At 71.6% G+C, this 14,503-nt stretch carries 15 protein-coding genes; 6 read left to right on the top strand and 9 right to left on the bottom strand.

From position 1 onward, the window contains the following. Positions 1-64: 64 nt before the first annotated feature. From AB0H88_RS50535 to AB0H88_RS50510, 6 genes are all read right to left on the bottom strand, one after another. Positions 65-883, bottom strand: a complete 819-nt coding sequence (locus AB0H88_RS50535; RefSeq protein WP_357657133.1) for an ABC transporter permease — start codon at positions 881-883, stop codon at positions 65-67. After that, positions 880-1,827: an ABC transporter ATP-binding protein gene (locus AB0H88_RS50530; RefSeq protein WP_357657132.1), complete on the bottom strand. Its 948-nt coding sequence runs from the start codon at positions 1,825-1,827 to the stop codon at positions 880-882. The genes AB0H88_RS50535 and AB0H88_RS50530 overlap by 4 nt, the downstream gene beginning before the upstream one ends. Continuing rightward, positions 1,824-2,039, bottom strand: coding sequence for a PqqD family peptide modification chaperone (locus AB0H88_RS50525; protein WP_357657130.1), 216 nt, complete (start codon positions 2,037-2,039; stop codon positions 1,824-1,826). The genes AB0H88_RS50530 and AB0H88_RS50525 overlap by 4 nt, the downstream gene beginning before the upstream one ends. Further along, positions 2,039-3,871: an asparagine synthase-related protein gene (locus AB0H88_RS50520; protein ID WP_357657128.1), complete on the bottom strand. Its 1,833-nt coding sequence runs from the start codon at positions 3,869-3,871 to the stop codon at positions 2,039-2,041. The genes AB0H88_RS50525 and AB0H88_RS50520 overlap by 1 nt, the downstream gene beginning before the upstream one ends. A gap of 15 nt (positions 3,872-3,886) precedes the next feature. Then, positions 3,887-4,018, bottom strand: coding sequence for a lasso RiPP family leader peptide-containing protein (locus AB0H88_RS50515; protein WP_357657126.1), 132 nt, complete (start codon positions 4,016-4,018; stop codon positions 3,887-3,889). Between the two features lie 122 nt (positions 4,019-4,140). Then, positions 4,141-5,967 (bottom strand): IucA/IucC family protein, encoded by a 1,827-nt coding sequence (locus AB0H88_RS50510; protein WP_357657125.1) that lies wholly within the window; start codon positions 5,965-5,967, stop codon positions 4,141-4,143. A gap of 53 nt (positions 5,968-6,020) precedes the next feature. Between AB0H88_RS50510 and AB0H88_RS50505 the strand changes: the two genes are divergently transcribed. Then, a complete protein-coding gene (locus AB0H88_RS50505) occupies positions 6,021-7,832 on the top strand; it encodes an IucA/IucC family protein (protein WP_357657123.1) in 1,812 nt (603 codons plus the stop codon). Between the two features lie 104 nt (positions 7,833-7,936). On the opposite strand, the gene AB0H88_RS50500 is transcribed toward AB0H88_RS50505, so the two are convergent. Together AB0H88_RS50500 and AB0H88_RS50495 are read right to left on the bottom strand one after the other, a co-directional pair. Further along, positions 7,937-8,977 carry a Gfo/Idh/MocA family oxidoreductase gene (locus AB0H88_RS50500; protein ID WP_357657122.1) on the bottom strand — a complete coding sequence of 347 codons (1,041 nt, stop codon included), beginning with the start codon at positions 8,975-8,977 and terminating at the stop codon, positions 7,937-7,939. 7 nt (positions 8,978-8,984) lie between these two features. Then, complete coding sequence (locus AB0H88_RS50495; RefSeq protein ID WP_357657120.1) at positions 8,985-9,710, bottom strand: ThuA domain-containing protein; 726 nt, start codon at positions 9,708-9,710, stop codon at positions 8,985-8,987. Positions 9,711-9,974: 264 nt separating this feature from the next. Here AB0H88_RS50495 and AB0H88_RS50490 point away from each other — a divergent pair, with 264 nt between their 5' ends. Further along, on the top strand, positions 9,975-10,628 hold the full coding sequence (locus tag AB0H88_RS50490) for a hypothetical protein (protein ID WP_357657119.1): 654 nt from the start codon (positions 9,975-9,977) through the stop codon (positions 10,626-10,628). A gap of 46 nt (positions 10,629-10,674) precedes the next feature. On the opposite strand, the gene AB0H88_RS50485 is transcribed toward AB0H88_RS50490, so the two are convergent. Next, the gene (locus tag AB0H88_RS50485) at positions 10,675-11,637 is read right to left on the bottom strand and encodes a GlxA family transcriptional regulator (protein ID WP_357657117.1); all 963 of its coding nucleotides are present in this window, start codon (positions 11,635-11,637) and stop codon (positions 10,675-10,677) included. Between the two features lie 98 nt (positions 11,638-11,735). Here AB0H88_RS50485 and AB0H88_RS50480 point away from each other — a divergent pair, with 98 nt between their 5' ends. The 4 genes from AB0H88_RS50480 to AB0H88_RS50465 all read left to right on the top strand — a co-directional run bounded on the left by AB0H88_RS50480 (position 11,736) and on the right by AB0H88_RS50465 (position 14,503). Then, positions 11,736-12,122 (top strand): hypothetical protein, encoded by a 387-nt coding sequence (locus AB0H88_RS50480; RefSeq protein ID WP_357657116.1) that lies wholly within the window; start codon positions 11,736-11,738, stop codon positions 12,120-12,122. Positions 12,123-12,163: 41 nt separating this feature from the next. Then, the gene (locus AB0H88_RS50475) at positions 12,164-12,595 is read left to right on the top strand and encodes a nuclear transport factor 2 family protein (RefSeq protein ID WP_357657114.1); all 432 of its coding nucleotides are present in this window, start codon (positions 12,164-12,166) and stop codon (positions 12,593-12,595) included. A 208-nt stretch (positions 12,596-12,803) separates the two neighbouring features. Then, entirely contained in the window at positions 12,804-13,313 is a 510-nt protein-coding gene (locus AB0H88_RS50470) for a SigE family RNA polymerase sigma factor (protein ID WP_357657112.1), read from the top strand. Next, positions 13,310-14,503: a hypothetical protein gene (locus AB0H88_RS50465; protein ID WP_357657109.1), complete on the top strand. Its 1,194-nt coding sequence runs from the start codon at positions 13,310-13,312 to the stop codon at positions 14,501-14,503. Before AB0H88_RS50470 ends, AB0H88_RS50465 begins: the two co-directional genes overlap by 4 nt.

Raw genomic sequence — 14,503 nt, 5'->3', positions numbered from 1 at the left:
TGGGGATCCGCGACGAGGGGTTCATGGTCGGTCTGGTGTAGTGCGGTCCTCCCTCCGGGCGGCCTCAGCGGGGGCGGGAGAGGCGGCGGGCGGCCAGCAGGAGGGAGAACAGGCCGACTCCGGCGGTGACGGCGAGCTCCATGAGGACGGGCGAGTGGACGGTAGTGGGCTCCGGTCGTGCGAGGTAGGGGGCGATGGTCCGCCGGAGCAGGTCGATCACGTAGGTGAGCGGGTTGGCCACCATGAGCGCGGTCAACCAGCCCGGCAGGCCCGCGATCGGGAACAGCGCGCCCGACAGGAACACCAGCGGTGTCAGTACGCACCCCAGCGCCGCGTGGAAGGTCGGGGTCGGGGAGATGACCACGGCCAGCAGGGCGACGAACGCGGTCATGGCGAACGCGATCAGCGCCATCTCGGCGACCAGGGCGAGCATCAGCTCAGGCGCGTACGGGATGTGCGCCAGGCCCGCCAGACCCAGGACGAGCGCGCCCTGACAGGTGGCCACGGTGGAGCCGCCCGCGCACCGGCCCGCCAGCAGGCTCACCCGATGGACGGGCGCGACCAGCATCTCCCTGAGGAAGCCCGCCTCGCGGTCGACCGCGACGGAGGCGCCGATGGCGACCGCGGGTGCCTGGACGGTCATCAGCAGTACGCCGGGAAACAGGTAGGTGCGGTAGCTGTCGCCGCCCGGAAGCAGGGCGCCGAGCCCGGTGCCGAGGACCAGCAGGTAGACGACCGGCTGGGCCAGGGTCATGATCAGGCGGGCCGGGTTGCGGACATAGTGGAGCAGCTCGCGCTGCCACACCACGTGGGCGGCCCGCGTCTCCCACCAGAGCCGGCGCAGGAGACGTGACCAGATGGGGGGATGGACGTCCACGGTCACGGCCACACCCCCGGACGCGACGCGCCGTCCAAGGTACGGCCGGTGTAGCGCAGGAACACCTCGTCGAGGCTGGGGCGGCGTACCTCGATCGAGTGGACGGGCACCCGCAGCACGGTGCACACCCAGGGGATGGCGGTGGCCGCGTCGCTCACCTGGACGTACAGGCCGTCAGGCCCCCAAGCGCTGGACAGGCCCAGGTAGTCGGACAGCGTGGCGGCCGCGGCCTGGTCGTCTCCGGTGCGCAGATGGATGCGGTCGGTGCCGATCAGTCGCTTCAGCGCGGCCGGGGAGTCGTCGGCGACCACCCGGCCCCGGTCGACCATGGCGATGTGGTCGCAGTATTCGGCCTCCTCCAGGTGATGGGTGGTCAGGAACACGGTGATGGCCCGGCGATGGCGCAGCTCGCGCAGATGCTCCCAGATCTCCGCGCGGGCCTGCGGGTCCAGGTTCACCGTGGGCTCATCGAGGAAGAGCACCCCCGGCTCGTGCAGCAGTCCGCGGGCGATCTCCAGCAGCCGTCTCATGCTGTCGGACAGGGTGCGTACCAGCGTGTCGCCACGGCCGGTCAGGCCCACGAGGTCCGCGGCCTCGGCCACGCGGCGGCGCGCGTCGTGCTTGCCCAGGCCGTAGAGCGTGGCGTGGAAGGCGAGGTTCTCGCGGACGGTCAGGTCGGTGTCGACGGTCGGCTCCTGGAAGACCAGCCCGATGCGCCGGCGTACTTCCTTCGGGTCGTCGCGCACGTCGATGCCCGCGACGAGGGCCCGGCCGCCGCTGGGCCGCAGCAGCGTGGACAGCATCGAGATCGTGGTGGACTTGCCGGCCCCGTTGGGCCCGAGGAAGCCGAACATCTCCCCGGCCTCGACGTTCAGGCTGATCCCGCACACAGCGCGCATGCCCTGGTAGGACTTGCGCAGCGAGCGGGTATGGATCGCCCCCGGCCTCATGGGGCGGTCGAGGGGGCCGCGACGGACAGCCCCGGATGGTTGCCGGTCAGCCTCTTGGCCACCTCGCCCGGAGAGGCGCCGCAGAGCAGGGCGCGCAGGACCAGCGTGGCGGTGGCGTTGAGCTGCCAGTAGCGGCCGGCGCGCTCGTCGAGCAGCACCATGCCGTCGTTGGAGTGCGCGGCGGACACGCCGCCGCGCAGGCTGAAGGGCATCAGGAGTCTCCCGTGGTCATGGCCGGCATCCGGTGTGGGGTCAGTGAGCGCAGCCATATCTCGCAGGCCAGCGTCTGCGACAGGGGTTCCATGACGTGCGGCCGCGGGTGCACGTCGAGCAGGGCGGCACGCAGGGCGCCGGTGTCGATCAGCCCGAGCCGGGCGAGCTCCGACGCCTCGAACAGCTCCAGCACGCTGTCACGATGGCGCCGCCAGCCGGCGTAGAAGTCGGCGCCGTACTCGCCCTTGGTCGAGCGCTCGAGCAGCTCGGCCGGCACGACGCCGTCCATCGAGGCCGCCAGCAGCGGCTTGTAACGGCCGAGCCCGGCACGTTCGTCCGGCCGTACGGACAGGGCGGCCTCGATCACGGCGTCGTCCAGGTAGGGCGCGGCGTACGGGAGACCCAGGCGGGAGGTGGCCTGGTCGATCTGGCGCAGCCCGGCCCCGCCGGTGCGCGCGTAGAGCAGGGCCCGGTGCTGGGCGCGCCGCGGCGACAGCGGCGCCGGCCGCGCGGCGGCGATCCCGGCCAGCACGTCGCGGGCCGCGTGCACGGCGCAGGCGGTGGCCCAGGGCGGCATGCGCAGGGGCGGTCCCCAGGCCATCGAGTAGGGGTCCGCGGCCGCGGGCGTGGTGCTCAGATCGGCGACGCAGCGCTCCAGCCAGGCCGGGTGGTCGGTGCGGTCGGCCACCGCGCGCAGCATCCGCCACCAGGAGCCGCGCCAGCGGGCCCGGCGGGCGCGCAGGTGCGCGGGCGCCGCGAACGGGCGGTCTCTGACCAGGTCGTGGAGGTAGGGCGGAAGGGGCGAGAACAGCTCGTCGCCGCCGACACCCATCAGATGCAGCCGGGAACCGGCGGTGCTCAGCCGCCAGGCCAGGTCGGCCAGCCGCGCCGCGTCGCGTACCCAGCCGGACGGCTCCTCCATCGACGGCTGGGGCTCGGTCAGACCGGCGAACCACAGCGGGAGCTCGTCGTGGCCGATGACGTGGTGCGTCGCCGCCGGCAGGTCGGTGGCCGCGCGGAAGGCCCAGGCCGGGTCGTCGTTGCCGGGGTCCATGCCCTCGCATTGCACGGTGATCAGGCTTGCCCGGCCACGGGCGGCCAGGAAGCAGAGGCTGGTGGAGTCGATGCCGCCGGACAGGTCGGCGCTGATCGTGCCGCCGTCCGCGGTGCACGTGTCCACGGCGCCGGTCAGCGCCTCGCGGAGCGCCGTCGCCCCCTCAGCCAGGGGCAGGGCCGGTTCGGGTGGGTGCCACCAGGTGCGGATGCCGGTCATGCCGGTGGGCTCGATCAGCAGCGTACGGTCGGGGGGCAGGCAACTGACGTCACGCCACACACCGAGGTCCTGCAACGGGCCGACCACCCCGCTCGGCAGCAGCCGCGTGGCCAGCACCCGCTCGTCGATCCGCCCGCCGGTCGCCCACGCGAGCACGTCGGAACGGCTGGCGGCCACGGTCACACCGCGTACGCGGGCGTGGAAGACGCGGCGGACGGCCGAGGCGGTGCCGCGCACCGCCACCCTGCCGTCGATCGAGGCGACCAGGTGGAAGCTGCCCGCCAGCCCCGCGACGACCTGCTCGATCCGCTCGACGTCGGGTGTCCGGGCCAGCCGCTGGGCCAGGTCAGTGGCGGTGACCGGGCAGCGCCCGATCACCGCCACCCGTGCCGCTCCCGCCGCCGCCAGACGGATCTGGTGGCCGGGCCAGTCTCCGATCAACCACGGCCGCCCGGAGGCGTGGTCGATCACCTGACTGACGCCCGGAAGCAGCACGCCTGCCGCGGCAAGACCCGCTTCACCGTCGGGGAGGACGGCGAACCATATCTCACCTAGCACCGATGCTCCCGCCCGTCAGTCGGAGAACCACTGGAACGGCTGAGGGGCCCAATCGAGGACGAAGCCCGACGGGAAACCGCGCGTCAGGTCGGCGAAATCGCCGACTTCGGCCAGGGCCGGCGGCTCGTACGCGGCAGGTGTGTGCATGACCTTCTCCTTTCAGAGAGGATGTCGGTCACGCCCATGTCTATCTACCTGGCCTTGTCACTGACAGTAGCTATTCGGTTACTAATAGCGATGACCATGGTCACGGTTTCTGTGCCGACCGGCTACTGGTCGCAGGGGATTCGGGACGGGCGCGCAAGGGGTTGGGGACGGGCACGCAGGGGGTTGGGGACGGGCACACAGCGCATCTCGCCGCCGTCGGCGCCGAGCCAGCGCAGCAGCAGGTTGGCCTTGGCGGGCACGTGGGAGGCGGCCAGCAGGGCACGGACCTCCACGTGGTCCGCCGCGTACCCGGCGAACAGGTCTCTGACCCGCGCCCACAGTTCGCCGCCGAGGCCCGGGTGGCGCTCCTCGATCGCGCCGGCGATCTCCCAGAGATTGTTGGTCACCAGGCAGTAGACCAGCCGCTCCCAGCCATAGGCCGCGCTGACGCGCGGTGCCGTGTCCTGGTGCCGGTCGGCGACCAGCTTGACGCCCTCGTGGTCGCGGAAGATCACCTGTGCCGGGGCGCCGGTGGCGTCCACGCCGATCAGTACGTTCTGCAGGTGGCACTCCAGGACCACGCCGTGACGCAGGTACGCGTGCAGGACCGGCGGTACGACGTGCTCGAGATAGCCCTGCCACCAGGCGAGCGCCCGGTCCTCGTCGAGGCCGTCGAGCGGATTGCCGGGAAAGCCCTCACTGATCCCCGCCGCCAGCAGCGCCGTCAGGCCGGGACGCAGGTGCGCCCCCAGGCCGTCGCGCACGACCACCGCCAGCGCCTCGCCGCCATCGCCGAGGTCCACGGTGCGGTAGCCCCGGTCGGAGAGTACGGATGGTCTCGGCAGGTGCGCGGGCAGGTCGTCGAAGACTCTCCGCAGCCGGCCGTCGACGGCTGTGAGCCGCCGCAGGTCGCGGGCCCAGAGCCGGCGGACGTCGTTCGTGATCCGGACGTCGAGACTGAACTTGCAGAACAGGTCCGCGTCGGGCAGGTACACGGTGCGCAGCGAAGAGGTCGGCACGGCCATGGCGGTGGTCTCGCCCAGATAGCGCAGCCGGCCATCCCGCACGGCGGTGGTCTCGCCCAGATAGCGCAGCCGGCCGTCCCGCACGGCGGTGGTCTCGCCCGGATAGGGGACGGCGATGGTCTCGCCCAAACCTCGCAGCCGCCCGTCCCGCAGGGCGGCCGGGCCGCCCAGCAGCTCCAGCTGCCAGGGGTGGGCGGGTAGCAGGAGGCCGCCATCGGGCGGCGGCGGTCCGAGGGCGTCCAGGGCGGTGGCGTCGCCCTCCTCCAGCACGATCTCGGGCGCTAGCCAGAGCAGGGTCAGCGGGAAGCGGGCGCGGGCCTCGGGCGCGTAGGGGAGCCAGGCGTCCGGGCCGAGCCCGCCACGGGCCTTGGGCGCCGGGTGGTAGCGGTGTCCGGCGACCAGGGCCTGCTCGGACCGCAGGAACAGCTCGGTGGGCTCGATGAAGGGCTGGGTGCTGGATGCGAGGGTGCGCCGGGTGGACAGCAGGGTGGCGACGACGTCCCTGCTGTGGTGGACCTCGCCCGCGAGGGTGTCGTTGGACACGCCGGTGCACGCGGTCAGCTCCTCGGCTGTCAGCGCCACCAGGAGGTCCAGGGACAGGGGGAGCCAGCCGCCGGGTGTGTGCAGGGCGGGGTGCGCGGGGTAACGTCCGGCGCGTACCCGCAGCAGGTGGCCGGTCGCGGGCAGACGGTAGATCCGGTGGCCGTCGTTCCGGCCGCTCTCGGGGCTGGCCACTTCGCGGACCAGGCAGTTGAGGAGAGCCGTCATCGTGAGAGCGTCGGCGCGGTCGCGGTCGCGGTCGTGGTCGCGGTCCCGGTCGTGGTCCCGGTCCCGGTCGTGGTCCTCGTCTCGGTCTCGGTTACGGGCCTGGCCGGATCGTACGGTCACCTGTGCCGCGTCCGGCCCCTCGGGGTGGTGCGTCATCGCGGACCCCTCACCACTCGTATCGGTGGTCATACACGGGGTAACTACCCGTTATGAGTATTGAATTGGAGGATCCCCCTCAAGGCCGGGCAGAAGCGGAATTTGCCGCAAAGCTGGCACAGGTCCGTCCCGGCCTGGCCGCCGCCTACGCCGAGGCGCTCCCGGGGGCGCGGGCCACCATCCTGGGTCTGCTCTGGCGGGGCCTGCTGTACGAGCCAGTGCCCGGGTTGGCCGGGCGGGAGGACGCAGACGGGCGGGAGAGCCCGGCCCGGCGGGAGAGCGCGGACGGGCAGGACGGTGCGGCCGGGCGGGTCCGGTTGCCCGATGGGCGCCTGCTCACCGGGCCCGGTCGCCTGGCGTACGACCTGGGGGCCGGGGAGGACCCGGTGGTGCTGCTGGACGGGCGGGGGTACACGCGGCCGGGTGACCTGCTGGCCGCGCTCGGGCTGCCGGGGTCGGAGCGCTTCGGCGCCGACCTGGACCGCAGCGTCGCCTCGCTGGCGCTCGCGCGCGCCGGAGCACGGCTGGGGCTGGGGACGGGGGCGGAGGAGGGGTCGCTGGAGTGGTTCGAGCAGAGCGTGGTGGACGGGCATCCGTACCATCCGTCCTGTCGTAACCGGCCCGGGGTGTCGGTGGCGGAGCAGCTGGCGTACATGCCCGAGCATCGGCCTGTGGTCGATCTGGATCTGGTGGCGGTGCCGGCGTCGCGGTGTGTGGTCATCGGGGCCTGGCCCGACTGGCTGCGCGACGGTGATCGGCTGCTGCTGCCCACCCATCCGTGGCAGAGCAGGCATGTGCTGCCGGAGCTGGGGTTCCGGCCGTTCGTGGCCGGCGGGATAGCGGCCCGGCCGCTGATGTGTGTACGGACGCTCGCGCCCGTCGGCGGCGGGCCGCATCTCAAGACGGCGCTCTCGACGCGGCTGACGTCCAACGTGCGGGACATCTCGCCGGGCTCGATCCGTGACAGCGCGCCGCTCTCGGCCATGCTGGTGCATCTGGCCCGGCGGCTGGGCGGGCGGCTGCGGATCACCCGCAATCTGGCCGCCGCCTGCGCGGTGGTGGACGGCGAGCCCAGTGCCGACCTGGCGGTCCTGGTGCGCGAGTCGCCGACGGAGTACGCGGGTGCGGGCGAGATCGTGCTTCCCGTGGCGGCCCTCATCGTCCGGCCCCCGACCGGCGGCCCGCCCTTGATCCACGGCCTCCTCCGGCCCTCGACCGCCGGCCCACCCTTGATCCACGGCTTCCTCCGGCCCCCGACCGGTGACCGACCGTTGATCGATGGCGTCGTCCGGCCCCCGAACGGTGGGTCACCCTTCGTCCCCAGTCCGGATGAGGCCAGGGAGTGGCTGGGGGAGTTCGCTCGGCAGGCGCTGGAGGCGGCGCTGGGGCTGCTGGCGTACGGCGTGACGCTGGAGGCGCACGGCCAGAACCTGCTGGTCGTCCTGGACCGCCACGGCCGCCCGATCCGCCTGGTCTACCGGGACCTGGCCGACATCCGCGTCAGTCCCGCGCGCCTGCGTCGCAACGGTCTGACGCCGCCGCCGCTCAGCGCTCGCCTCATCACCGACGATCCGGACGAGCTGCACGCCAAGCTGTACGGCTCGCTCGTCGGCACCACGTTCAGCAGCCTCGTCTCGGCTCTCGGGCAGGGCGACCGGGAGGCGGAGGCACGGCTGTGGGCGGTGGTGGCGGCGGTGGCCGGTCAGGTGTTCGACGACCTGCCCGCCACCGCCGACACCCGCGCCGACCGGGCGGCGCTGTTCGGCGCGGAGGTGCCCGTCAAGGCGCACACGGTGATGCAGTTCGAGGGCGGCCCCACCGGGGACCGCTGGGCCCGGCTGCCCAACCCGCTGTCGCGGTCCTGACCCACGCCGGTCTCCAGACGCGGCCCTGACCCACACGCCGGTCTCCAGACGCGGTCCTGACCCACACAACGGTCGTCCAGACGCGGTCCCGACTCACGCACCCCTCAGACGTCGAAGGCCACTGGCACCCGCGTGCCCGTGCGGGCCGACTCCAGGGCGGCTGTCACCATGGCCAGACTCCGGATGTTGTCGTGGCACTCACCCTGCGGTGGCCGCCCAGTGCGCAGCCCGGCCAGGAACTCCTCCAGCCCCTCCGCCAGCCCGCTGAACCGGGCCCGCCCCGGGTACCGGTCCGGTTCGGGTGGATGTCTGCGTACCTTGTGCCCGTTGGCCCCTTCCACCGTCGGCCGCCGCTCGCCGTCCCAGCGGGCCGTCCCGTGTGTGCCGGCGGCCCGCCAGCTGCCGGTCCAGGACGTCGCCTGGCCGGGCGCGGACCAGCTCCCTGTGAACGTGTAGCGGAGGCCGCCGGTCATCTCGAAGATCGCCGTGGCGGAGCAGGCGCCCGAATACCAGGTCCACGGCGGCCGGAACGACTCGCAGTACACGCTGACCGGATCGGCCCCCGACACCGCGCGGGCCGCGTCGAACAGGTGAATCGCCATGTCCTGTAACAGGGGGTGCTCCAGCGTGGCCAGGAACGGCGGCCCTTGGTACGGCATGAAGAACTCCGAGGTCAGCAGCCCGAGCGGCCCGAGCTCGGCCACCGTCCTGCGGAAGGCCACCAGGTTCGGCAGGAAACGGCGGTTCTGGTTGACCGCGAACAGCCGCCGCGCCCGGTCCGCCGCGCTCACCATGCTCCGAGCCTCGTCCAGCGTGATCGACATGGGCTTCTCGCTGAGCACCGACACCCCGCGCTCCAGGGCGGTGACGGTCACGTCGCGATGAGCGTCGGGAACGGTGCAGTTGACGATGAAGTCGGGCTCCTCGCCGTCGAGTACGGCGGTGAGCGAGGCGCTGACGGGCAGTCCGTCCAGGCCCAGGGCGGCGGCGGAGGCGCGGGCGCGCTCCTCGGCCACGTCCACCCAGCCGACCAGCTCGGTGCCGGGGTGGGCGAGCAGTTCGGGTGCCCACTGGCCGCCGATGTACCCGGCGCCGACGATCACGGCCCGCAGCGGACGGTCCTCGTCGAGGGTGATGAAGGTCATGCGGCTCCTACCAGGTGATGGGGGTGTGGGCGTTCCGCAGGGGGTCGCCGACGCCGGACGCGGGGGCGGACCACAGCACCGCGTTGGCCAGCACGCGTCGTACGTCGGGGTGGTGGTAGACCGGGTGCCCCTGGTCGCCGGGGCTGAAGTAGAAGACCCGGCCCAGGCCCCGGCGGTAGCAGCAGCCGCTGCGGAAGACCTCGCCGCCGCTGAAATTGCTGATGAAGACCAGCTCGTCGGGTTCCGGAATGCCGAACGGCTCGCCGTACGTCTCCTGCTCGCCGATGACCAGCGGCTGCGGCACGCCCTCGGCGATGGGGTGGCCGGGGGCGGCCGTCCAGACCAGCTCCCGCTCGGCCGCGTCGCGCCAGGTGAGCGAGCAGGTGGTGCCCATCAGCCTGCGGAAGATCTTCGAGTAGTGGCCCGAGTGCAGCACCAGCAGGCCCATTCCGCCGAGCACGCGCTGATGCACCCGCTCCACGACCTCGTCGGACACCTCCTCGTGGGCCATGTGCCCCCACCAGGTGAGCACGTCGGTCTCGGCGAGGTCCTTCTCCGACAGCCCGTGCTCCGGGTCCTCCAGGATCGCGGTGCGCACCTGTACGCGGTCGCCGAGCCGCTCGGTCAGGCCCGCGGCGATCGCGCCGTGAATGCCCTCCGGGTAGCGCAGGCGTACGTCCTCCTCGCGTGGCTCGTGATAGTTCTCGCTCCAGACGGTGACCTTGATCGGCATCCGTGTGCCTCCCCGAGGGGCCGTGCGGCCCTCTGAACGTCGTGGACCCTTTGTTGGATGGTTCTCGCCGCTATCGGGGGCGTTGAAGCCGGTTTCGGGGGAGAGGATGGTCGCGATGTGCCTTCGTGGCGATTCAACGGCCAGGTGACTCCGCTGGCCGTAAAGCACGGCCACATCCGGCCGGTGGCGCCGGCGTCAGCGCTGACCCTCTTTCGCCGATGATGAGCTGAAGGTCGCAAAGCCGCATGTTGCCCAGGAGCGCCCATGTCCACGATTGAGACGCCGGAATCCCAGCAACACCTCGCCGAGCCGCCGGTCATCGAAGAGCCGGGCCGCCGCAGGTGGGTGACCGCGGGGATCGGCTCGGCCGTCGCGCTGGTCGCCCTGGCCGCGGCCGGGTACGGCATCTTCCAGACCGTCTCGGCCAAGCCCGCCCAGCCGTACGGCGGGACGCCGCCCTGGTCCATCCCGGACGATCCGGCCCCCGGGATGAAGGCCGCCGGTCTCACCGCCGGGCCGATGGGCACCGCCGAGCACTATCACGCCCATCTGAGCGTCTTCGTGGACGGCAGAGCGGTGGAGGTCCCGGCCAACATCGGGATCGAGGGGGAGGACATGACCCCCGTGCACACCCATGACGCCCGCGGCGTGATCCACGTCGAATCCCGCGCCAAGGGCGAGGTCTACACCCTCGGCCAGATCTTCAAGCAGTGGGGCGTCACCCTGTCGGCGAACCAGATCGGCGCGCTGCGGACCGGCAACGGCAAGGTCCTCACGACCCAGGTCGATGGCAAGCCGTTCACCGGCGACCCGGCGGCCATCGTGATCAAGGCGCACGAGCAGATCTCGCTCGTGTACGGCGTGCCGGACCCGTCCTTCACGCCGCCGACCAGCTTCGCGTTCAAGGCCGACGAATAGTACTCACGCCGGCCGCTGCGTCAGCCGGTAGCGCGACGGCTGGTACTCACGCCGGCCGCTGTGTCAGCCGGTAGCGCGACGGCGGGATCCCGTAGCGGTCGACGAACGCCTGCCGCAGCGTCTCGGCCGTGCCGAAGCCGCAGCGGGCGGCCACGCCGGCCATGGGCAGGGTGGTCGAGGCCAGCAGGTGGGCGGCCGCCTCCGTACGGGCCTGCCGGACGAACCGGCCGGGGGTCTGGCCCAGGTCCTTGAGGAACAGCCGGGTCAGGTGCCGCTCGCTCACTCCGGCGTCGGCCGCCAGCGTGGCGGTGGTCAGGTCGGCGTCCAGGTGGCTGGTGACGTACTCGGTCACCTGCCTGACCAGTTTGTCCTCGCACGCCGGCGCGTCGGTGAAGATGCTCATCTGCGCCTGGTTGCCGGGCCGCTGCAGGTAGGTCACCAGGGTGCGGGCGACCCTCCTGGCCAGGACCGCGCCGTGGTCGTCCTCGATGAAGGCCAGGGTGAGGTCGAGAGCGCTGGTGACGCCGGCCGCCGTGATGACGTTGCCGTCGCGAATGAAGATGGGGTCCGGGTCGAAGGTCACCGAGGGGTACCGGACGGCGAGGTCGCGCGCCCACTCCCAGTGCGTGGTCACGCGCCGGCCGTCCAGCAGGCCCGTCGCGGCCAGGATGCCGGCTCCGGTGCAGACCGACGCGACGCGGCGGCTCTCACGGGCCAGGCGGCGTAGGTGCGCCAGGATCGGCCGGTTCTCCGCCGCTTCCTGGTGGCCGATGCCGCCGACGACGACGACCGTGTCGAGGGGTCCGGTGACGCGTTCGAGGACTTCCTGGGCCTCCAGCGTCAGCCCGGTGCCGCAGGTGATGGGGTTGCCGCCGAGGGTGGCGAGCCGCACTTCGTAGAGGGGGCGGCGGGCGTGGTGGTTGGCCGCCACCAGGGCGCTGGTGATGCAGGCGATGTCGAGCAGCTCCGCCGCCGCGTATCCGATGACGATGATCCGCCGTACGGTCATGGCCAGACCCTACGCTGGAAGGACCGGGACCCCAAGTTTCCGGACCTGTCGATTTGCCCGCCTTTTCCAGGGGAGACGCGGGGTGGGACAGTCGGCGCATGACACAGAGATCATGGGGCCGATTCGCCTGGCACTACGTGGAGATGGTCATCGCGATGTTCGTCGGGATGCTCGTGCTGGGCTTCCTGCTCGACGCCGTCGGGCTCGGGCTGACGTACGAGCGGGATCCCGAGCTCGCCTACCTGGTCATGGCGTTCGACATGTCCGTGGGCATGGCCGCCTGGATGCGCTTCCGAGGTCACGGGTGGGCCGGCACGCTGGAGATGTGCGCCGCCATGTTCGTGCCGGTCGTGCCGTTGTTCCCGCTGCTGTGGCTGGGGGTCATCGACGGGATGGGGCTGATGATGGCCGCGCATGTGGCGATGTTCCCGCTCATGCTGCTGGTGATGCTGCGCCGGCGCGACGAGTACGCCCACGCGCACTGAACCGGCTGGCGTTTGTAGCAAGCGTTTGGTTGGATCACCGTATGGACGACTGCGAGATCGCCGACCGCCTCCAGATCGCCGAGGTGCTGGCCCGCTACGCCTACGCCGTCGACTCGGGGGACTGGGACCTGCTCGACGAGGTCTTCACTCCTGACGCGATGATCGACTACCAGACGGCGGGCGGCATCCGAGGCACGCGGGCCGAGGCCAAGATCTGGCTCGCCGACGTCCTGGCCAATTGGCCCGGACGGCTGCACCTGATCGGCGCTACAAGGATCGTCTTCGAGTCCGGCGGGGCCCGAGTGAGCGCGTCGTTCGCCGACACCCTCGCTCCCTCGCGCGAACTGGTCTCCGCCGACAGCAAGGGGCTGATCCAGGGCGGTGGCTGGTATCACCACCGGATGCTGCGCACCGCCGACGGCTGGCGGAGCCGCGAACTCGTCGAAGAACAGTCCTGGCGCACCATTCAATGAGTCAACGCGGTTCACGAGACCCCCTGTGAACCGGTTATCTGCTCACACCCTAGGTCACCCACTCCATATGGCCAGTGACCCGACTCGGAAGGGTGGGCCACGGTCAAAAGCGCTTATCCGGTTCGGTCAGAAATAGTTACCCGGCAGAGGCATAGCGAGGCGGGCTCCCCGGCGTCTGAGGGCTGATATCAACCCTTTGGAGGTGGTCGTGGACGCTGCGGACGAGCAAGGCTTCCGCGAGTTCGTCTCTGCGCGCTCTCCCGCCCTGATGCGGCTCGGCTTCCTGCTCACCGGTGGTGACCAGCACGGCGCCGAGGACCTGGTCCAGACCGCGCTGACGAAGCTGGCGGCGAAATGGCAGCGGGTCGAGGCGCCCGAGGCGTACGCCAGGCAGATCATGTACCGCCAGCAGGTGAGCTGGTGGCGCGCGGCCATCCGGCGCGGCGAGGTCGTCCAGGCGGCCCCGCCCGACCTGCCCGGAGCGGACCGCACGCACCAGAGCGAGCTGCGCATGGTGCTGCGCGGCGCTCTGGCCAAGCTCACCCCGAAGCAGCGCACGGTACTCGTGCTCCGCTACTTCGAGGACCTGCCCGATCACCAGGTCGCCCGCGAGCTGGGGTGCTCGGTCGGCACGGTCAGGAGCACCGCGCACCGATCACTCGCCCGGCTCCGGCTGATCGCCCCCGAGCTGGCCATGGAACTGGAGGCCGCAACATGAGCCGACTGCTTCGCGACACCCTGGAGGAGTGGGCCTCGGAGGCGCGGGTTCCGCACGACCTGGCGGACCGGGCGCTACGGAGGCGCGCCTGGCTGCCCATTGGCGCGACGGTGCTGGCGGTGGGGCTGGCGGTGGCCGTCGCCGTGTTCGCCTTCGGCCTGCGGGGCGACAACACGACCGTGCGCCCGGCGACCGACGGTGTGAGTGTCCCCGTCAGGCCGACGGTGACCTCGACCGACGTACGCGGCGAGGAGGAGAACGCGCCGCCGCGGAAGCTGGTCGCGGCCGGGAACGTGGCGTTGTCCGCGTACTACGTCACCAAGACCGAGAAGCTGGAGGGCAACTGGGTACGGGACCGGCGCGTCTGGTCGCTCTACGACCCGCGCGATGACACCTATGAGCAGACCCCCTGGGCCTGGGTGGACGTGGCGCCGGGACTCCAGCTCGCCGCGGTGGTCGAGGGCGACCTGATCGGCAAGCAGGTGGGCATCCTCGACATGAACACCCGGCAGATCAAGGCCATGATCGGGCTGGAGCACGCGGTCGGGTCGGTGGTCTGGTCGCCCGACGGCACCAAGGTCCTGGCCACGGCCTACTCCGAGTACCCGGATCGGTGGCAGGTCTTTGGGAAGGACGCCAGGACGATGACGATGCCCGAGTCCACGCGGATCGGCTATTACGTCATCGACGTCGCCACGGGTGAGGCCGCCTACCACGAGCTCGGGCCGATGAGCAGGGACGGGTCTCCAGGCAACTCGAACGCGCGCCAGGATCTCGGCTGGAGCCTGGACGGATCGCTGCTCTGGCAGCCCAGCAACACCAGGCCGGACAAGGTCTTCCTCGACCTCGACGGCAAGCAGCGGGAGGCGCCGGCCGGTGACCAGTACGTCTACTACACCGGCAGGTCGAAGGTCTCGCCCGACGGCAAGCTGGTCCTCGGCCGCGACGGCCTGCCGACCAGCATCACCGACCGTTCCGGAGCGGTCGTCGGCAAACAGAGGGTGCTCCGGCTGCTCGCCTGGGCCGACAACGACAACGTGGTCGCGCTCGGTTGCGCGGGGAAGTGCGGGAACGAGTTCGACAACGGTCTGGTGCTGGTCAGCGTCGACGGCTCCCGGGTGACCCAGCTCACCGGTATCCATGACAGGAACAACGACCGCTGGGACTGGGTCCTCACGCCCAGAAACTAG

This window comes from Nonomuraea sp. NPDC050680, from assembly GCF_040654555.1.
Lineage (GTDB): Bacteria > Actinomycetota > Actinomycetes > Streptosporangiales > Streptosporangiaceae > Nonomuraea.
Note: the sequence above shows the minus strand (reverse complement) of the source record. Positions and strands in the feature narration are given on the sequence as shown.